Source organism: Vibrio phycocola (assembly GCF_053850235.1).
On sequence record NZ_JBSQDJ010000001.1, the window covers coordinates 731,697 to 755,434 of the forward strand.

General features: G+C 44.0%; 1 protein-coding gene. It reads right to left on the bottom strand.

What is annotated here, in order from left to right:
• Window positions 1–60: 60 nt before the first annotated feature.
• The gene (locus tag ACWU4D_RS03280; RefSeq protein ID WP_456049946.1) at window positions 61–23,706 is read right to left on the bottom strand and encodes an Ig-like domain-containing protein; all 23,646 of its coding nucleotides are present in this window, start codon (window positions 23,704–23,706) and stop codon (window positions 61–63) included.
• Between the last annotated feature and the right edge of the window lie 32 nt (window positions 23,707–23,738).

Below are 23,738 nucleotides of genomic sequence, written 5' to 3' on the forward strand. Positions count from 1 at the left end.
AATTAAAAAAGCCAGTCACATTAGTCATGTGACTGGCTTTTTCTATCTCACCAGATGAGTTTAGATATCAGTATCTATCTGAGTTTCATTTCCGGCAACGTCAGTGATGGTGATAACAACATCCGATGTCGTACCCGTATCATTATCACTCACTGTTACTGTTCCCTCATTATTAACAAGACTACTCATGTCAACAGTCAATGCTGTATCATCGCTCAAAATAGCACTAATCGAACTAATACCACTACCTACTTCACTAACGTCAAAACTCACCGCACCAGTACCAGAATCAGTCGCTAAATTCTCGTACGTTGGAGCCGTAGTATCAATATTTAATGTTCCTGATGCTGCATTACTCAAGCTATTGCCAGCATCGTCAGTAATCGAAACCGAGTAAGAATAACTGCCATCATCAAGTGGAGTGCCAAGGGTGATACTCCATGAACCATCACTTGATGCGGTAGCTTCGTAGACATCGGAACCAATCGTTAATGACACAGTTGCACCACTTTCAGTTTCTCCCTCAAAGGTTGGCTGGCTGTCATTGGTCCAAGAACCGTTCGAAAGGAAGCCAGTATCATCCGTGTCACCACTGGTTACATCATCGTAAATGGTGAAGTTAGTTAAAGTCGGGTCAACCGTATCTACATTTAACAGAACATCGAGATTATCCAGGCTGTTTCCTGCACTGTCGGTCGCTGTTATATCAACGGTATACGCAGCATCATTATTAGTGAGGCCTAAATCATCAGCACTAACACTCCAATTACTATTCGCCGCAACATCAATTGAGTGGTCTACACTTCCGTTGTTGTCGTAGTCGAAATCCAAGGTCACCGCTTCGTTTGTGTGGCCAGAGATTTCATTGAGTGCGCTCGACAATGACACAATAGGTGTTGATGTGTCGATGGTGTACGATCCACTTAATGATGCTGTTCCCAATGTTTCACCGCTCGCACTGACTTCCTTAACCTGTATGGCTCCCGAACTGTAACTTCCATCTGATAACTCAAAACTTGAGCCACTACCAATAAACCAAGTTGATCCATTGTCAATTGAGTACATCCAATTGTTTCCAGAAGTCACATTAGACACATTCACAGTTGCATCTGACGTCACACCATCACTGTTGCTTTCGCCCGTATCGCTATTTAACGCAATCGCAATGGTTGAAGAACTCGCGGTTACTGTTACATTTGAAAGCGTACTTGTGGTCGAATTGCCAGCGCTATCCGTTACGCGAGCGTATATGGATGAATACGTACCCGTACCTAACGTGAAATTATAGGTTGTGCTTGAACTCGCGTTGCTTGTAAGCGGTGTCCAAGTAGAGCCATTGGTTGAATATTCTAACGTCGCACCATTTTCAACACTTGTAATATTAATCTGCCCATCGGAGGTAATGCTATCTCCTACAGTTCCAGTATCATTATCTAGTGCTAAAGACACTGAATCCGGTGCTTGAGTATCGACTGTAACATCCGATGTTGATGAAGTTACTGCGCTCTCATTATTGCTGCTATCGATCTGTTTGACTTGGATATCACCAGTCGAATAATCGCCATCGCTTAACTCAAAACTGGTACCAGAGCCAAGATACCAAGTTGCCCCGTTATCTACCGAATACATCCAACTGTTGCCACTACTTATACCTGAAATAGTTACGGTAGTGTCGTTGGTTGCATCAACACCTGTATTAGACGGTAAAGTAAGAGTTGGAGCCGAAATCGTACCTGTAACGGTAATATCAGATAATGAGGTCGTCGTTGAGTTACCCGCGCTGTCCGTCACCGTCACGGTCACACTGGTGTACACCTCTGGGTCAAGTTCAAAACTCGTCACTGTTGATGCGAAGCTGCTCGAGGTGACCGTGCCACCTGATGTGGTGTAAGAATACGTCCACGTTGCACCACCTTCGATGCCCGAAACATTTATCGTACCGTCAGAAGTAATACTGTCGCCCACTGTGCCAGTATCATTGTCTAATGTTAGCGACACCGCATTTGGCGCTGAATTATCAATCGTAATATCCGATATTGATGAGGTTTCGGAACTTTCATTGCCGTTATCATCAACTTGTTTTACTACTATATCGCCGGCAGTATAAACACCATCACCAAGCGCAAAGGTTGCACTGTAAGTACCATCGCCTTCATCGGTTAAGCTGGTTGAACCTGCATACCACGTACTCCCACCATCAATCGAATACAACCACCCATTTTCGCTAGACGAAATTCCGGATATTGTTACGGTCGAATCGCTAGTTACGCCATCACTATCGCTTGCGCCAGTATCACTCGGTAATTCTATCGATAACGTAGATACTGTCGATGAGTATTCCACTGTCATGTATTCAGTTGTGGTATTACCGTAGATATCGGTAATAACCGTTTCAACTTGATACGTACCATCACCTGAAGCATCAACAGAGGCAAAATTAATCGTTTGAGACCCACTATCATCAACAGTTATTTCCACAGGTGTTGATATAGCCACACCACTTTGGAATAAGGTAGCGACCACTGTAACTCCCGTTGTGCTTGAAGAACTAAACTCAACATCAAAGGTGTCATCAGTCGTCGTATAGGCATTAGTTCCATCTTCTGTTCCACCTATTAAGCTGTAGCTGATTTCACTATCACTTATCGAAGTCTTAACCGTGAAACTACCGTCATCGGCAGTCTGCTGGGTTTCGTTTCCAGCTGAATCTTCGATATACACGGCATAGCTATAGTCGCCATCAGTTAGATTGTCTAACGTTAAAGACCACTCTCCAGTACTTGAATTAAATGAAACACCATCGGAAGTAGAAGATCCATCATCAGACCTAATCACATAACTTGACTCAGAGCCCAACGTATCGGTTACAACCAAAGTCACTTTGTTATAGTCGTCATCAGATAAGTTAATTGTACCGCTGAATTGAACACTGTCCTCTGCTGTAGTAGAACCAGAGGAAATGGTCGTTTCTACATTAGAGTCATCGACTTCACTCAAAGTCACAATATTGCCAATCGCGATATCTGGGGCTTCAGTGTCGATAACAAACGTACCGGTTTCGGTAGCCACATTCCCAGAACTATCTGTTGTTGTAATCGTAAACTCATAAGATCCATCGGAAAGCGCGCCACCGCTGTTACTTATGGTAAAATCGCCATTTGCATCGACAATAACGGACACATCAGCTTCGGTAAACTCTGTAATACCCGACGTTGCTGTCGTATTGGTCAGAGCAATAGTTACCGTCGCGCCTGGATCGGTTGTACCGCTAATAATATCGCCAGTGACATTAGCAGCGTTAAAGTATTCACTTCCTGACTCTTCTTGACCTAGTACTTGAATATCCGTCAATTCAACATCAGTATCAGCGACAATTTCTATCGTGTCAGTACGCCCTGATGATTCGATAATAATTTGATAACCATCGACTAAATCATCCAAATCTAAGCCAGTGTTGTTAATTTCCCATACACCGTTGCTATCAGCTGTGCCCTCGAACTCATATACGCTATTTGAATCAACATCAGTCACGATATTGCCATCAGCATCAGCAAGATACACTATATAGGTTGCTCCTGCTGCTGTTGTGCCACTTAGCGCTAAGGTCAATCCAGTGGTGACATCACCATTGATAACCAATTGTTCCTGACCATTCTCATCGGTTGTTACAGTAAGTGAATCAGTCGAAAGATCGTCAACGTCGATGGTAACCGTACTCGGCTCAATCGTTACGGTACTTTCAGTTAACGTTTCATTTCCAGAAATATCGGTCGCTTTAATTTGGTAGGTATAGGCATCGTCAGACGCGGCAAGGGTAATATTGAAGCTATATGCGCCACTTCCGTCAACATCCACATCATGCCATTGCCCACCAATGAATACTTCAACGGTCGCGGTAATATCGTCAACAGCCCCTTCAATCAAGACCGTATTATATTTCGTCGTTAAGATAGGTGCCGAATCACCATTGCCGGTACTTGAATCGGCAACATCGTAAATACTACCATCATCACCATCAACGACACCGTCGCTATCAGCAAGCCCATCACTGTCAGCGGTTAATGATGAAATGGTTATGGTTGACAACACGGGCGCCGTTGCATCGACTTCGAAACTAACACTCACTCCAGCAGTTTCATTGCTTCCACTGACATCCTCTGCCGCCGTAACGATGTAGGTATAGTCTCCCGAAACAAGCTCACTAAACGTATAACTCCATGCACCATTGTTATCTGCGGTAGTTGTTCCAATTACCGTTGTACCATTACTGCCATAAATGGTCACAAATGCATTGTCTGTGGTTACACCAACTAAGGTTGGAGTCGTGTCATTGGTAATATCATCTGAATTACTGTCCGAAGTCGCAGAGAGTGATGCTGTAATACTTATCGTTTCATCGTAATTTAGTATTTTTTCAAAACGAGTTTCATTGCCGTGTGTATCCGTCGCGGTAAATACCAATGAGTATTGGTCAAATTGTTCGGATTCTACGGCATTTATTGCATCTAGCAAGGCATCGAAGTCAACGGTAAATGAACCACCAACCAATGAAATATATTCAGAATAATCGGTACCATTAACAGTTAGCGTTAGAGAATCTAAATTACTTCCCGTATCGGTGATTTCACCAGAAATAATCATCTCTTCTTGTGCACCGACTACCCACCAGTCATCGTCGAGAGCAAATGTATCAGCGCTATCACCATCACTGGTATTTTCGTCTGCGCTAAACGAAACTGTACTGAATATAGGAGCAGTAGAGTCGAAATTGACTAGATAAGGAGTGCTCGCCGCGCTTTCATTACCCGCGAGATCTGTTGCTGTAAAGCTGTAGTAATACTCACCATCTAGCTCATCGGTATAATCAGTGGTCGCAGTATTAGCAGAATCGATGTCCAAGACCCAATTACCACTACTATCTGCAACCGTAGTAATAGAGTAATCGGTCCCTCCACCAGAATTGGTTGCACTAAAGTAAAGCGTAACGGTCGCATAAGGTTCCGTCGTCCCAGAGAATGTCGCTTCGTCATTAATTAAATATGTTTGATCTACAACCGACTCACCGTTGATAGACACTAATGTCGGTGCTGTTGGAATTGCGTTATCAACAGTGACACTGTTAGACAACGAGTTCGTTAACCCATTCTCATCACTGACGTTAATAGTATAGGTGTATGTACCATCGGATAAACCACCAAAGTTGAGCGTCCATGTTTGCACGCCATCATCAGCTGTGGCGTCGTTTAACGAGAAGCTGTATAGGCTCGACGAAATTGGGTCGCCATTTTCATCCACTACAGTGATGCTGACATCATCTGTATCTATATTATCAGCCAATTGACCGACTGCATTAAAAGTAGACAATTGAGTATAGAAATAGGATGTACTACTACCTTGATATTGACCATCAATTTCAGCGCCTGAACTCACATCTTCATATTCAGTAAACGTCAGTTCAACAGGTGTGATTGTGAAGGTCTGTAAACCATCCGTTTCGGTCGAAATGGTCGAACTACTTTGGTTTCCTGCCAAGTCTGTAATTGACACAGAGTAACCAAAGTGAGTTGTATCATTTACATTTAGAGTGGCTTCAGCAGCCCATGTATTATTGCTTAATACCGTTGCAGTTGCGATTGTACTTACGCCGCCAGATACGATATTTCCATCAACATCAATTTCGTATACCGTTATCGTAATGATTGAACCTTCTTCAACTTCACTAGAAATATCCGACACCGCGCCACTAATGTAGACCGTTTGTGCGGACGTAATGTAGTCACCAGATTGTCCATAATCGTAAGAAGTATTAGAGGTAACGTCATAAAGAGGCATTACTGATGTGATGGTACTTGCTAACGGTGCATCACTATCGATAGTAAGATCATCGATCGTCTCACTAACCTGATTACCCATTGTATCAGTTGCGGTAATCACTGCTGAGTAATCGCCGGATGCTAGCTCACTATCGACCTCAAGAGACCAAGTACCATCAGAACCAACTTCTGTGTTCACCGTTGTAACAGTATCCCCATTGGAATCGACAATCTCGATTTCAATGGCTGCACCTATTTCCCCTTCACCTTCAAATACAGGTGTTTGATCATAGGTTACATGATCGCTATCATCTGACCCAGTGTCGCTGCCATCGGACAATGCGACATTGCTCAAGTCCGTAGTGACATCAAGAGCGAAATACCCTTCGTCGACCGTTAACCCATCAACTTCCGGAGTTTCTATAATCACATTCGATGCTTCATTCCCAGCGTCGTCAACGGCACTCACTTCATATCTATATTCTGCTTGTCCGTTGGTATCGACAGCAAGCTCATCGACTTCAACCGTAATGGTCGCAACCCCTTCAGCATCAAGATTCACTGTACCCATTTCGACGCCATTTACCGAATACGTTCCTGAGGTACTATCCGACTCATTTTCAGTAATAGTAATTTCATAGGTATATTCAATATCGGCGTCTTCGAGATCAGTAATTGTTAAGGTCGCCGTCGTACCCGCTTCTGCTGAGACCGTAAAGACCGGAGAGGCCTCACCAAGCAGTGGTACGGTATAACTGGTATTGCCATCGATGACTTCTGTTGTCGTTGTAGAACGATCTTCTAATTCAGACTTCAGATCAGCGTCAGTTTCATCCGCCCAAGTGTCATCTTCAACGGATAGGTCTGGTTCAAGTTCGACTGAGACAATCTCTGGCCCAGCAGTATCAATCTCGATTTCGGCATCAACGAGTGTACTATTGCCTGCTTTATCTTCTGAAGTGACTGTATAGGTATAGGTTCCATCTGATAGTTCTGCTGCACCTTCAGAAAGTAAACTAATGGTCCATGAACCATCGATCGCATCAGCGGTGGTTGAATAGGCGTTTCCTGCAATGACTAATGTCACCAAAGAGCCAGTTTCGGCAAAACCAGTAAAGGTAGGTTGAGTATTACTGGTCGAATTATCATTCGTATTACCAGTATCCGTATCGCCACCGTGGTCAAGGAAATCATTTGCATCACCGAAGCCATCATTGGTTGGCGTCTCAGGCGCTGTCGTATCTAAGGTTAATTCAAGAGCATTCCCTTCTGAGTCCAATGTCTGCGTCGAAGTATTTCCTGCAATATCGGTAAGTACCACTTCGTACGAGTAGACGCCATCTCCATAACTTTCCAAGTCAAGTATTGCACTCCAGTCAGTCCCATTAATTGTGGCGCTAAAACTAACATCGGTGAGTGTTGTCGTCGTTCCATCAGCGGTGACGGACAACAAAACGACGTCTACGCTTTCAACAAGTGTTGTTTCTACACCATCGACGTCAACAATTTCTAGGGCAGAGAAGCTTCCTTCTATTGTTGGAGAAGTTAGATTGGTCGTATTGTCATTCCGGTCTGTATCTTCAGAGTCGATGTAAACTTCTGCAGCGGTATCAGTATCAAAACTCAGACCATCCACTATCGCAGCATCTGGTGAACTTTCATCAACAATAAATCCATAATTAATCGTCGTGGATTCAGATGACAGTGTTGTCTCGGTCCCATCAATCGTAGCAACCAGAGTTGTACCATTGTTACTTATGGTTTTAGTGATACCCACTGTATTGGTTGAACTAATCTCGTATTCGTAACTTGTGCCATCACTCAGTAAATCTTCTTGATCCTGTGTGAGGGTATAATTCCAATTGCCGTCCGTATCTATCGTAACACCGGTTATAGTTACCACGTCACCAGTGCTATCACTAATGGTAATAGACACGGTAGTTCCTACCTCGCCAGTACCTTCAAATGACATATTGGTCGCATCAAGATCAGTATAATTATTAATATCATCAGCCCCGGAGTCAGAGTCTGTGGTCATCGCTCCGGTCAGGCTGTTAGTAGTATCAACGATAAATGTTTGAGTGTCGCTTACTGAACTATTACCAGCTCTATCAACAACGGTAATATAATAGCTAGCTTCTCCATCACTCAGTACTGTACCCGATAAATCAATACTCCAATCGGTATCACCTTCAGCAACATCGACGTCAATATCGTATGAGGATCCACCGGCATCCGTGACAGTTAAAGTAAGGGTGACAGCGTTAGCATCCGACACCGTTCCTTCGAAAGTTGGGCTCGCGTCTGCTGTATAACCGTCCTTCACAGTATCGGAGATCATGTCGAAATCCGTTATCGTTGGCGCGGTAGTGTCCACTTCAAACGTCGCACTGTTAGTCGGTGTTATGTCGGTCGTATTACCGGCAATATCGGTCTCCGAAATAGCATACGTGTACTCACCATCTGCCAACCCTGAGAAACCATAATCAGCCGACGAAGTATCTAATGCCCAAGAATAGTTGCCATCTCCGTCACCATCTACGTCACTCACTCGAGTGGTAAATACGCCAACGGCAGAATCTCCGTCGTAAATCGTTACCGTAACCAGAGATCCCGCTTCACCATTACCACTAAACGACGGTTTAGTGTCACTGCTGATCTGATCGGAGTCACTGCTACCTGTATCGTTATCTGTAGTGTGGAGGTAACCTTCGCTGGTCGATGCATCAACACTGAGATCAATGTCAAATGACAGTTCTTCAGAGCCTCCATCGGTTAAAGTAGTAACGTTACCCGAACTGTCAGTTGCGATAACTTGGTACGCATACGTTCCTTCAGTAAGGTTACTATCACTGCCAGCACTGATCGTGCTTACGATATCATCAACCGATACGCTCCAATCATAGGTATCAGAATCATTTAGTACATCACTAACAGTACCGCTATAGCTGTAACTATTTGGGTCCAACGTGACGGTACTACCGCCTGTTGTAACCGACACTAATTGAACTGAAATTGAAACGGCGCTATCGACTGTTCCTTCAAGGGTTGGGTCTACATTTGTTACATTATCTTGATTTTCTGAAGAGATATAATTGACATCATCGCTTGGGACACTTGTTGAGTCAGTGTCATCACTCACACCTAAAACGGTTACCGTACTTTGGGTCGTATCATAGATAACATCACCTTCGATGGTTTTCTCATTTCCCGCCAAATCCGATGAAGTTATAGTGTAATGATATGTCCCTTCGTCAATTAAAATATTCGAATCACTTAAGGTATAAGTCCAATTTTCAAGCGTTTCATCATCACTGTCTGTGGTGATAGTAAAGGTATCTGTGTATGAATACCCTGAATCATTTGTAATGCTAATTGTAACGCTATCTGCATCTTCTGCTTCACCGCTAAAACTCAGTTCCCCATTATTTGTGGTTGAGGTAGGAAGAGTTACGGTTACCGCTCCAGACTCGTCAGTTGCAGAAGTACTTGTATCACTGCCATCGATTTGAGTTGCTGCAATGTCGGCAGTAAGCTCATTGGTTAAATCGACGGTAAACGATGACGGGCTAGACGTGGTGGTAAGACCCACTTCATCGGTCATCGAAACTGTATAATTCCACTCACCTTCTGTCAGCTCGTATTCTGCCGGAAGTTCAATGCTCCAATCTCCGGTATCATCTATCGCCTGAATAACTTGATAGATATCGTCACCATTTGTAATAGTTAACGTAATCGTACCTGTTTCATCTGCCGTACCAATAATGGTTGGCGTTGCTACATTCGTGTACGCATCAGAATTAGAGTCTCCACTATCGCTCTCACTAAGTAATCCTAAAACCGTCAACGTTGGAGCAGTACTATCAACAACAAACTCTTCGGTATCAATAGTGGTCGTGTTATTAGCAATGTCGATTAACGTTACATCGTATTGATAGGTACCATCAGCCAAACCTGATCCAATAACATCGCTGTAGCCGTCGGTACTACTGTTAATTGTCCAAACGTAAGTATCGTCTGTATCGACGTCTGAATCTTCCACAGATGCACGCGTAGTAATCGTACCGAGCTCTGTACGCGAACCATCACCGTTAACTTGATAAATGGTCACTTCTACCACCGCATCTTGCTCGGCGGTCCCTTTCAATAAAATATTACCTGAGTCAACCGCATCATATTCCGAAGAATCAGCCAATGTGACGTTAACAAGGTCATCGACAGTAGCACTCGCGGTATCAGTATTAAATTGACTATCCAAAACAAAGCTTAAGATATCTTCACTGTCAGCGTTATCTGCATCAAGTTCGATGGCAACCGCGTCTTCGATAGTGACACCGTCATAAGCAATAACTTTGTAGCTATAGGTCCCGTCAGCACTGCCATCACTTTCCAGAAGATCACTTAACTCTACGGTCCAGCTGCCATCATCTTCAACGACAACGGTATATGTATTGTCTGCTTCGGTAAGGGTAGTTTCAGTGCCGTCAACATCTGTGTAACTCGTCAGTACAACAGAAATAAAGTCGGCTCCACCCGTTGTTGTTCCCTCTAAAATCGGGGATAGATTGGTGATGTTATCGTTATTTTCATCGCTATAAGTAGTCGTATCATTATTTGGTTCAGAATCAGAGTCATCAGTTAGCCCATCGGAGGACACTGTGACTTCTGAGTCAGTTTTTATTTCAAAATCACCTTCATAGGTTTTTGTATTTCCAGCCACATCAGTAGATGAAATGGTGTATGAGAAATCTCCGTCAGTCAGCTCTCCATCAGCATACCCACTCGCAACCAATAGCGCCTTAGCCGCATCTGAGCCTAAATCGTAATCCCAATCACCATTGGAATCGGCGGTTACCGTTGTGACTAAAATCTGCGTTGTTCCATCTGAAGCATAAATGACGAGGCTAACGGAATCATCAGATGCTTCAATTGAGCCAGAAAATGTTGGAGTCAAATCGTTAGTAATTCGGTCTGGATTGGTCCAAATTTCATTGTCATCAGTTGAATCAGTCGCATTGTAGTTCGCTGATTCATAATCATTAACTTGAGCCCCTGAATCCATATCAGCATTCAGTTCATTGGTAGTATCAACGTCAAAGCCCTGCGCTTCAGATATAGCCGAAGAGTTGCCATTGATATCACTAGCACTTACGTAATATTCGTAACTACCGTCTGTTAAAGCTGCGATGCTAGAATTATTGGAAAGATCATAATCCCAAATCCAACTACCACTGCCCGAGTCATACGAAGTTGTAATACCTTCAACAGTGACCGCTTGTTCTGTTATTTGATCGCCATCATTATTAGTGGGTACGATCGTCAAGGTAATCGTCCCTTCTTCACTGATCACGCCGTTAAAAGCAGGTGAAGTATCCTTCGTTATACCATCAGACGTAGAATCCCCAGTATCAGCCGATTCGCTTAGCGTAAACGACTCAATGGTCGGGCCCGAGATATCAACGATGATTTCGGTATCGCTTCCCTCAACAATCGTTTCTGTGTTTCCTGCAGTATCAGTTATCGATACTTGGTATTGGTAAGTTCCGGCGGTTAATGAATCGGCATAATCATCATCGTTGATACTCCAAGTTCCACTTTCTGACACTGAGGCTGTTGCCGTAGCACTCACGTCCGTTGAAACTACGCCATATTCATCAACTTGATAAATCTCAACCGTCACTGTCGAGTCGGTTTCACCTGTACCGCTAAAGTTAAGTGTTTGATCGTTTGTAACGGTATTACCATCAATATCTTCATCTGTTGTAGACTGAAGAACAGCAGTTTTTGGATCAACCAAATTATCTAGAGCAAATGTCAGTTCGTCACTAGAAATAACACTAATATTGCCAGTTATATCAGTAGCAGTAACCGTGTATGCGTATTCTCCATCTAACAAACCTGAATCATCATCCAGGCCGGTCAAGCTTACTTCCCACGTACCATTCGCTACTGTCGCATCATAGGTATAACTGCCCGCATCTAACGGAACACCATCTTTACTCACTAACGTAACAGAAACCGTCATACCCTCACTATCTTCAACGGTACCTTCTAAGACTGGGGTAAGATTGGTTATATTATCTGAATCGGACGTCCCCGAATCTGAACCAATGGTTAAACCAGAAGACGTTAATCCGCTCGGATTACCAGTATCAAGGGTAAACTCGCCCTGAACTTCAGTGTTGTTACCCGCTAAGTCACTTGAAGTAATACTGTAGGCATACTCGCCATCCGCCGAAAGGTCGGAGTCAACGTCAATTGTCCACTCTCCAGATTCTACCGTTGCTGTTGTGGTATAAACTTCAACAGCACCGTCTCCATCATCATGAGTAATCGATAAAGTAACGACATCGCCTTCTTCTCCTGTTCCGCTGAAACTTGGAGTAGCGTCATTTGTAATTCTATCGGGCTGCTCTATTAATATTGAACCATCACCCAGAGTTGACGTAGCTGTAGTACTAAGGTCGTTTGTATCTTGTTCACCTGATTCCATTTCTCCAGATAAGGTATTTACAGTATCGATGGTGAACGACTCGGTGCTCGCTGCGTTAATTTCACTGACATTACCAACACTGTCGGTTGCGACAACACTTATGTCATATTCACCATCAGTCAGTTCAACCGAAGCCCCGGTGTCATCAGTGTCACTTGCGAGATCGATAGACCAATTTCCGTCAGTGTCCACACTCGTTGTAAAGTCATAACTCGTATCAGAGTTAGTAATAGTTATGACAACCGTCGTTCCTGAATCAGCATTACTCACCGCACCAGAAAAGGCTGGTGTGGTATCATTGGTATAATCATCATATTGAGAGTCACCAGTATCGCTGCTAGTGACCAGATCAATAGAATCTATAATTGGTAAGGTAAAATCGAGTTCAAATGAACCAGTGATCAAATCTTCTTCTGAATTGGTGTTGCCGGCGATATCAGTAATCGCGATCTCATAGGCATAATCTCCAGATTCTAGATTCAAGCCACTGTAATCGCTCGCGACTATGACCCATTCGCCATCACTGTTGACAGTTGCAGCTTCAGTACCCTGTGAAATAGTAGACCCATCACCATTAACCAAGAAGAATTCAACGGTGACCGTTGCGCCAACTTCACCTGTTCCAGAAAATCCAGGTTCAGTCGAAACCTTAACAACATCACCTGTTTCGTCTGCACTCGAACTGTCGTAATTCATCGTTCCTGTGAATTGATCAATCACAGTATCAACTTCAAAAGAACCACTCACCGTATCAGATGCCGAACCAAGGTCGTTGTAGGCCACCACATCATAGGCATAGACACCATCAATGGTTAAGCCATCAATTTCCGCTTCCCACTCTCCACTTGTAATCGTTGCGGTATATGTTCGATCAGCTTCATCACTCGTTAATGCAATGCCATCGATAGACGTTAATATAATGTCTACGCTGACTGCTTCATCACCTACTGTTCCTTCTAGGACTGGGGTTAAGTAAGTAATATTATCATTCTGTTCTGACACACCACTCGGCTCGGAGTCGGATGCATCCGTTAAGCCTTCGGTGGTTAATGTCGTCACAATGGTTTGATCAACCGTTACCGAACCCGTATAGGTTTTAGTATTTCCAGCTAAGTCCGTTGATGTAACGTTATAAGTGAAGGCTTCGGAAAGTGAGTTATCCGCCTGATCTAATAATGCTTCGGTATCGAATGACCAGGTTTCAGACGTACCATTGCCCTGTGTTCCTGGAAGAACGATGGTTTCTGTTGCAACGGCATTGCTATCACTATCGTAAACGGTAATCTCTACGGTATCACCCGCTTCACCGCTACCGGTAAAGTGTAACTCGGAGTCATTAGTGATTTTGTCCGCTAGCTGTATTGTGGTGGTATCGCCAGAGATGACCGCAGGACTATCTACCGCACCGTTGTTATTTGTTGCATCGATGTCCACTTGTAGCGTATTTTCGAGGTCTAAAGTGAAACTGTATTCGCTGCTGGCGAGTTCATTCCCTGCAAGGTCTGTCGCAGTGACCGCGTAATAGTAAGTACCTGATGAGGTCATTTCATAGTCAGTACTGGATAAATCGATTGACCACGTATCCGTTACCTCTTCCACATCATAGGTAAAGCTATCAACTACATCACCATCGCTATTTTTCTGGTAAATAGTAAAACTTATATTGGACGTTTCATCTACCGTCCCTTCAAATACAGGCTGTATATTAGATGTATAGTCATCTGAATTGTACGTACCGGTGTCAGACTCACTACTGTTTTCAAGTTCTGCGGTAGCGATGGGATCGGTTAAATCAACGGTTACCTGCTGTGCATCAAGCGCTGTTGTGTTACCAGCATCATCAGTTAGCGATAATGTGTAACTATAATCGCCTGCATCGAGTACAGTGGACTCTTCGGCAAGATCAATAGTCCAAGAACCATCGCTATTAATTACTTCTGTGGTATACGTTTGACCATCTATCGTTAATTCAACGCTCGCTCCAACCTCACCAAAGCCACTAAATGTCGGAGATTGTGCCGTAGTTATGCCGTCATCTTGATGTAATCCTGTATCACTTTCTTCAGTTTGAGCCAAGCCTCCTGAAAACGCGAATTCGGTTTCTGCAGTAGAATCATATTCAAAACTGCCAGTTTCGCTACTACTCACATTACCAGCAACATCTGTAGAAGTGACACTGTAATAGTACTCACCATCCTCATTAAGGTTACCATCTAAGTCCAACAACCCAGCATCGTCAAGTGTGTCGTTACCTTGTAAATTGAGGTTCCACGCCCCATCAGAATCAGCAGTAGTAGTCAGTGTGATTTCCGTTCCGTCGACAGTGGTCAATATCACGCTTACTTCAGCATTTGCTTCTGTAGTTCCTTCAAGAGTTGGGGTTATGTTGGTGATCTGGTCGCTAAGGCGTGCGTCATCATCCGCCACACCTTCCGGTGCAGAATCAGATGATGAGCTGATACCGGAAATATAGACACTCGATTCATTATCGATACTTATTGAACCTGAAATCGTATCCGAAGTGTTTCCAGTCTTATCCGTCACCTCAATTTCATAAGTATAATCATTGTTTTCTGATAACGAATCAGAGAGGGTATACGACCATTCACCTGTATCGCCTCCAGTATCAACAAACGTTAGCTGATCATTACTAGCAGCGGCGTCTTCACTGTTTATAAAGGTAGCGCTATATACTTCTCCACCATCTAACAATATGGAGATAGTCACTTCTGCATCCAGCTCTGTCGAACCAGTAAAAATTGGATTCACAGACTGAGTGACGCCGTCACTTGAATCATTTCCTGTATCAGTACTATCACTTAGTTGTGCTGTTGCATCGACAGAGCTATCTATGGTTATGGTTCCAGTTAAATCATCAACAACCGTACCATTTCCCACTAAATCTGAGTCTAATGCGGTGGTGCTCGTGATCTGGTTTCCAGCAACATCAGTGACAGTAAAACTGTAATCGTAGTCACCTTCTGCATCTAACGCATAACCGGATTCCCATGTTTCACCAGAAACTAAGTATTCGGATGAGACGATAACCGTCCAACTGGTAGGATCCACGCCATCAAACACCGCCTGATAGGAGTAACCATCTATTGCAACAACCACGGTCGCGCCTTCTTCTGCAGAACCGCTAAATGTTAATGGAAGTTCATTGGTTATTTCATCGGTGGTGAATTCCGTTGCACGCCCCGAATCTGAGGTTAACTCTGATGTAAAACCACCAACTTGAGTATCAATGATAAAGTTTTCTGAAGTCGTGCTCCCAACATTATCTGCAGTATCCGTCATAACAACTTGGTAGCTGTAGCTGCCGTCGCTTAATGCAGCCTGTTCAGCGGCGGTTAAGGTGTACGTCCAATTGTTACCATCACTATCGTAGCTGTCGCTAATGGTAATGTCGGTATAACTACTGATATTACCCTCACTATCAGTGATGACCAATTCGAGTGATGAACCAACTTCAGCAGTTCCTGCAAAGATAAGCTGTTCATCAGCTTCAATAAGTAGCCCTGAACCCTCTTCGATATAATCACTGACAATACTTGCCGTAATCTCTCCAACCGTATCTATGGTTAGGGTCTGGGTATTACTGACTGAATTTCCAGCTTTGTCGGTTGCAGTTATGGTGTAATCGTGGTCGCCTTCGGTTAACGTCGACGTCCATTGTGCGCTCCAAGACCATAATCCGGTGTCAGCATCATATTCACCTATTTCAGCAGTAATTGTCTCACCGCCAATTTGAATCTGTACAATGGCATCACCGTCGTCAGTCGTTCCACTAAACAAAGGCGAGTTGTCATTTGTGATGTCATCACCTTGTATTCCTGTATCGGAACTCAGATCCAAGATTGTTGTCACTTCAGGGGCAGTTCGGTCAACCGTTACACTCTGTACACCTGATGAACCGTAGTTTCCGGCAGTATCGTTAGAATCGATATAATACTCATAAGTACCTTCGGCAAGGCCAGAGACATCAATCGCCCATTCTCCATCTTCAACTACAGCGTCATAAGTACTGCCGTTTATATGAAGGATCACTTTCTGGTCTTCGTCACCCGTTCCAGAGAACACAAGTGTATCGGCGTTAGTGATCGAATCCGTTGCAGCCTCGAGTGTGTCGGTATCGCTGCCAATATCTCGTCCGCTATCACTGCCAATATCAAGGGAGCCATCGACAGTATTTTGTGTATCGAGTACGAAATCCATGGTCTCGGTTGTCGTATTCCCAGCGCCATCAGTGTAGGTAACTGTCAGCTCGTGGGTGCCTTCTCCAGAGATCTCCGTTAAGTCAACATACCAATTTCCATCATCTCCGACTGTTGTTGTTACAGGAGCTGCATCTGATCCGGTTTCAACAACAGAAACAGACGCACCAATTTCGGCGCTGCCAGAGATACGAGGCGTTGTATCCGCTGTAATTCCATCGGCATCGAGGTCGGCATTAGCTGGATTGTTAACCAGTGATTCATCAACCGGAGCACTGTCGCTTGAAGTATCTAGGTGAGCTGAAACTGAAATAACTGGGCCACTGTTATCAATAACCAAACTGTCCGAGATAGTTTCTGACACATTTCCAGCAATATCTTCTGCGACAATGGTATAGGTGTAGGTTGTATCATCACTGAGAGCATCAGAGTCTGTAAACGCAATCGACCATGCTTCGTCCGATACGGTTACTGTTTTAGTGATATCGCCAGACGTATCAGAGCCGTCAGCTTCGTTATGTAATACCAAGGTTACGGTAGCGTCATTTTCGCCAGTACCTGTAAAGATTGGCGTCGTATTTTGCGTAACGCCATCGGTGCTACTGTTGCCGGTATCGATGACTGTTGAATCTTGTAGTTGACCAGAAAGCGATGTCTCAGTATCGATAGTCATTAATTCAGATATAACTGAACTGTTTCCAGCAGTGTCTGTTGCGGTTAATGAATAACGGTACTCTCCGTCACCCAGTGTATACATTTGGCCATCATCAGCCGTTACAGATTCGGCGTTGATATCCCAAGTACCGCCTGAATCTACCGTTGTAGTATAAGTTGCAACGATCTCAGTAAGCTCATTATCCGTTCCTGCTCCAGATATAACGGCTTCAATAGACAAAGTGACAGTATCACTTTCATCACCTGTTCCAGAAAACATCGGAGTATTATCACTGGTGTAATTATCGTAGCTGAATGGATTTGCGTTGGCATCGGTTGCTTTGGTATCAGAGGAGTCATCTAAGCTACCAGAGAAATTTAACGAGGCATCAATATTTAACGTTCCAGTAATCGTATCGGTATTTCCTGCTTCATCTTCTGCGCTTAGTGAATAACTGTATTCACCATCGACCAAACCATCAGCGAGACCGGCGCTATCCCAAACACCGTCATCAATTATCCACGTTCCATCTGCATTCACGGTTGCCGCAAGGCTCACGCCACCAATTAATAAGGTAACCGAACTTCCAACTTCAACCTGACCAGAAAAGTTAGGAGATGTGTCTTGTGTGAAAGGTTCAGCATCGTCGGAATGTTCTGAATCGAGCAATGCACTAAATTCACTGATTCCGAGATCAATTGTAAAGCTTTCCCCTGATACGGCTTCACTATTTCCAGCGGTATCTGTCGCCGTCACGGTGTATGAATAATCACCTTCGACTAAGGTATCTGTCGTTGGAACTGTATACTCCCAGGTATAATTTCCGTCACTATCGGTGGTATCCGTAACTTCCGTTGTAAAGGTGTAGCTCACCGACCCGCCATCAACGTCAATACCGTCGATATTCAGTGTGACTGTATCGCCAACGCCATTGCCGGTTCCGCTAAATGTTGGCGTATTATCGTTACTTATTACGCTATCATCTGATAGTTCATTGGTTTGTGAATCAAATTGAGTGGTCACATCAATACTGTAATCGGTAGTAATTACGCCAGTTACAATGTTGGCATTACCAACTTCATCAGTGGCAGTAACTGTATAGTTTGACTCGCCCTCTGATAACGGTGTTGTAACAGCGATCGCCCACGCGTAAGTGCCATCACCATTGTCAGTAATCGTTGCATCAGTATAGGTTTGACCGTCGATTTCTAAACTAATGGTCGCGTCAGGATCATCAATGTTACCGCTGACGATTGGTTGCGAATCAGAGGTAACCGTATCACTCGTGTCACCAGTATTCGAAGCATCGTCTAGGTTTGCTGTAAATGTAGGCCCCGTTGTATCGATGACCAAACTGGCCGATATCGTCTCACCTAAATTCCCAGCTAAATCCTGAGAAGCAATAGAATAGGTATAGCTTCCATCATCAAGCGTGCTATCTGGTACTGAAATCGACCAAGCTTCATCAGCAGCAAACGTTTCGGTAATCGAATACGCTTCAGTGCCATCTTGGTTAGAAATAATTAGAGTAACTTGCTGACCAGAGGCATCAACAGAACCGGTAAAGGTTGGCATTTCATTAGTTAAAATATCGTCAGATGTCGTGCTTTCTAGGTCCAACGGCGCTTGAGTATCGATTTCAATATTGATACTACTGGAAGATGTTCTACCCGAATTATCTTCCGCGGTAACCGTTATAGTGTATGCAGCATCAGAGCCTAAATCACTCAAGTCTATAGACCAAGGAGCAAATTCTTGATCTTCTCCATCTTCATTGATGATAACAACATCAGTATCGGCAACGGTAGTTGTAATGGTTTCAATGACTGTTCCACTCGAATCCGTGACTACAATCGTGAGGTCATTACCCACCTGACTTAACCCAGAAATCGTTGGTGTTGTGTCGGACGTAATATTGTCGTCCCAAGAGGAATCGGTATTCGTATCGACACCAGAAAGTCCGGTTTCTGAATCTAAATCTAGCTCTAGAATTTTAGGTAGTGCCGTTTCTACAGTAAAGTTCCCACTGGTTGTATCTACGTTGCCTGCACTATCAGTCGCTTCTATCGTATAGGTATAATTCGTGCCATTGACTAGACCTTGTAGTTCCGAAGAAGCCGAGAAATCAATATCCCAGGTACCGTCACCATTGATCGTTGCTTCAATTGGCGTGGTTAAGGTAACGCCATTAAACTCCGTAAGTTCAACGCTTCCTCCTTCTTCAACACTTCCACTAAAACTTACGTAGGTTGAACCAAGATAGGTTATCCCATCATCACCCAACGCAGTATTCATGCTTGAGTCGAGATCCCCATCCCAGATCAATTCATCGTCGACCGTCAATGAACCTGTTTCACTATCGACATTACCCGCGATATCAGTACTGGTAACGGTATAATCAAACTCTTGCGCTCCGGTATTCTCATCAGCAGCCGTCGGTGTGAGACCCGATACATCAATAGACCATGTTCCACTGGTTACGGTCTCCGTGTAGTTTTGGTCATTGATGGTCAACTCAATCGTGGCACCATCTTCACCAGTACCTGTAAAGGTAGGTGATGTGACATTGGTAATATTATCTCCCAACTCACCTGAATCACTTCCACTTTCCAGTTGTATTGTTACGTCTGTGCTGGTATCGACGTACAGTGTATCTGTTACAGATGCATAGTTACCGGTACTATCAATTTGAGTCAGTGTAAAGCTGAACGTTCCTTCCGTTAACTCATCTGCAGTGGTAACAAACCAACTCCCGTCTGCGTTAGTGACTGTTTCATAACTTGCCCCATTAATATCGAGAACAATCGTTGAGCCAGCTTCAGCTGATCCAGCATTACCACTAAAACTTGGGGTGAGATCAGAGGTAATATAATCGTCTTGTGTGCCAGTATCAGATTCGGCATCAAGTAAGTTACCCTGTAATTGATTGGTGGTACTATCTACAACAAATGTCTGATCCGATAATGTTGTGCTATTTCCCGCCAAGTCCGTCGCGGTAATACTAAAACTGTGTTCACCGTCATCAAGAGCTGAGTCGATATCTAGTGTCCATTCAACCACTTCGTTACCATTGCCGTCGGTGGTAATAATCAGGTTGCCGTCACCATCTGTTGCTAAGGTTGCGGTTAACCCAGTCGTACTACCGTCGAGATAAATAACAACACTGTCGATATTAGTTGCGTCGACACTTCCGATTAACGAAGGAGTATCGTCTGTGGTTTGATTATCTAGAGTGTCAACGTAATCGGTATCGATAGCTTGAATGGCACTAAGCTCACTTGCAGAAAGATAATCACTCTCCTCAGATAATCCTGCGGTTAACGTTTCTGGGTTCTGAGTATCAATAACCAGGCTCTCTGAAGCAAGACTTGTACTATTACCTGCATCATCGACTGCACTAATTACATATTCGTAGTTACCGTCAGATAACTGCGCACCGTCAGCAAACTGGATTGACCAACTGCCGTCATCACCTACCGTCACGGTTTCAATTATTGCGGCTAAATTGGGATTCTCGGTATTGGTGATGGTAACGCTAATGGTATCACCAGAATCACCCGTACCAGAGAATAGTGGCGTGTTATCACTGGTAATGCCATCGCTGTTATCCATCGTATCGCTGTCTGGATCAAGTGCACCGGAAAGACTAATACTGGTATCAATCGTAACGTCACCGGTTAGGGTCGAATTATTGCCCAAACTGTCTGTGGCGATCACTGTGTATTGATACGCATCTTCACTTTCTGTTAATGCATTTGTAAGCGTAACTGACCATGTACCATCAGATGTATCGCTACTATCAACGGTGTATTCATCACCATTAATGTTAAATGAAATTGAACTACCCGCTTCTACTGTACCGCTAAAGGTCGGAGTAGCCACGTTGGTGATGGTGTCGTCAATGTCACCACTATTAGAATCACTATCAAGCTCAACTGTAAATGGCGAGACTGTTGTGTCTAGGGTAAAGTTGTCAGCATCCGTTGTAGTGATATTTCCTGCAATATCTTCAGCTGAGACCGTGTAGCTGTATATCCCATCCGCTAAGCCTGCTGCGGCATCTACCGTTAATGACCAATCACCATTCTCATCAGCGTTAACCGTTTGAGTGTACTCGGTTCCGTCGGTTGCGATGATTGAAATCGTAATGATAGAATCTGCTTCGGCAGTACCTGTTAGCGTTTGTACAGGATCAATGATATTTGACGCTATATCGGTAGTAACAGAAAGCGCTGACTCTGTATCAATCGTAATTGAGTGTGAGATATCGGTTGAGTTACCAGCAGCATCAGTCGCAGTTACATCAACCGTATAGTCACCTTGTGCCAAGTATTCAGTGAGCTCTACAACCCAGTTCCCGTCGTCATCCACAAACGTATCGTATGAATTGGTTACACTTGCGTCTGCTGATGTAATGGTGACCGAAATATATGCACCAGCTTCCGCCTCTCCACCCAAACTTGGAGTAGTATCATTGGTGATGTTATCCAGTTTTAAATCTGTGTTGGTCGTGTTTGCTGGAGCAGAATCAGTCTCTGTGGTAAGGCTACTTGTAACCGTTGGTGCTGTGGTATCGATTGTAAGGGTTTGAGTATCTGATGTAGCGACATTTCCTGCTGCATCTTCGTAGGTGAAATAGTAACTATAGCTACCATCCTCTATATCTGTGAACACGCCATCATAACCATCAGATGTCGAGTTTATCGTCCATGACTGTGCACCTTCACCATTTAATACATATTGGCTATTCGTTGGTGAAACAAAGTAATCGACACCATCGATACTAATGACCAACGTAACCTCGGCGTCAACTTCGACAGTACCACTAAAGCTCGGAGAGCTGCTTGATGTGATGCCATCGCTGTGGCCATCGCTATCTTGATTATAATCTGCTGCGGTGTCTGAACTTTCTGATAGATCGCCAGATTCCGAAGTTACACTGGTGTCTAATGTGAAGCTTGCCTCAGTGCGCTCAGACTCATTTCCTGCGGTATCTGTTGCGGTAACATAATAATCATAGGTGCCGTTTGTAGCCAACTGTGAAGAAATGGTGAGCGACCAGTTACCGTCGTCATCGACTAGGGCCGTATAATCGGTATAAGTAGGATTGTCTGAGTCTGAAGTAATATCAACAAGCGATAGCGTGATTATCGTGCCCGCTTCAGCAGTACCTTCAAATGTTGGCGTTGTTTCACTTGTTAAGGTGTCGACGTTATATCCTGGAGTATCGTCGGCATCATTAAATGATGCTGCTGTATCTGAATCGGTGCTAAGCGATACTGTCGGCGCATCTGGCGCTTGTGTTTCAATGACAAATGTTTCTTCGGTACGAAGCTCTACACCTGATTCAAGTATCGTACTGACGCTGACCGAATAAGACCCATCGGCAAACATACTATCAAGTTCAACGGTGTACTCACCAGACGAATTAGTAACGACAAATTCATCAACAACCGTGTTTCCATCGGCGTCAATAAGAACAAAGTTAACAGTTGTTTCTGGATCAGTCTGGCCATAAAACGTTAGATCGGTATTATGATTGGTTATAAAATCCCCTACCGAGCCCGAATCATCTTCACTATCTAACAGAAGGGTTAAGTAATCTTCAAGGCCTGCGTCCTCACTATCTCCCGTACCATCCTCTTGCTGTGGGCTTGAGGAGCTAGAAGACGAAGTCGATGAAGAACTTGAAGAGCTAGAAGACGAACTTGATGAGCTAGAAGACGAACTTGATGAAGAACTTGAAGAGCTTGACGAAGAGCTAGTTGTATTCGTTGGAGTCGTGGTAGATTGTGTTGTAGAGGTTGTATTTGATTCTTCGCTTAAAGATGTCGCAACCGCAGACTCAATAGCACTTTGTTGGGATTCGATGAGTGTTTCAATCGCTTGAACAAGTTCAGAACTGGTTTCGATCCCAGGGTCAACATCAACGCCATCTCCGGCATATTCCACGACATAATCTTCAACGTATGACTGTCCGTTTACGTCACTTCGACTAACGATCGCTTCAGCAAGCTCAAGTAAATCCTCTTGCTCAGCATCAATTTCAGCTTCTTTCGCAGAAAGTTGTAATTGCCATTCGTTAAGCTGTTGATATCGTTCGTCTAATGTATCTAAGCGTTCTATACCCGCTTCTTCTATCGCAAGCTGTAACGCTTCCTTTTGAGCCTCAAGTTCGGCTTGCAATTCGGCAAGTTGCTCTGCTTGTAACGATCCACTTTCTGCATCACTAAGTATTTCACCCTCGTTCGTTCCTTCAATCAAGAGATCCTGATCGGTGGAATTTCCCGAAGCAAATAAGTTGTTTTCAAGGAACACACTAGAAGCGGTTTCGAGATTGACCCCTGATTGATTTATCAGGTCATTCATCGAAAATTCACCTTCACGCGTTTCCACACTCAGGCTACCATCGGCAATTGCAATCACCCCATCGGTGATAACTTTCGTTTCGCCTTCCGGTGTCTTATATTCGATATCAAATCCATTGATCTTGATATCGTCAATTGAATTAATTACAACTGATGCCATATTCTGCCCCAACTAAAAATTATTTCTAGTGG

Bases quoted from the DNA above. Each gene is read 5' to 3' on its own strand.
- ACWU4D_RS03280 (WP_456049946.1), bottom strand. From the start codon at position 23,706: ATGGCATCAGTTGTAATTAATTCAATTGACGATATCAAGATCAATGGA.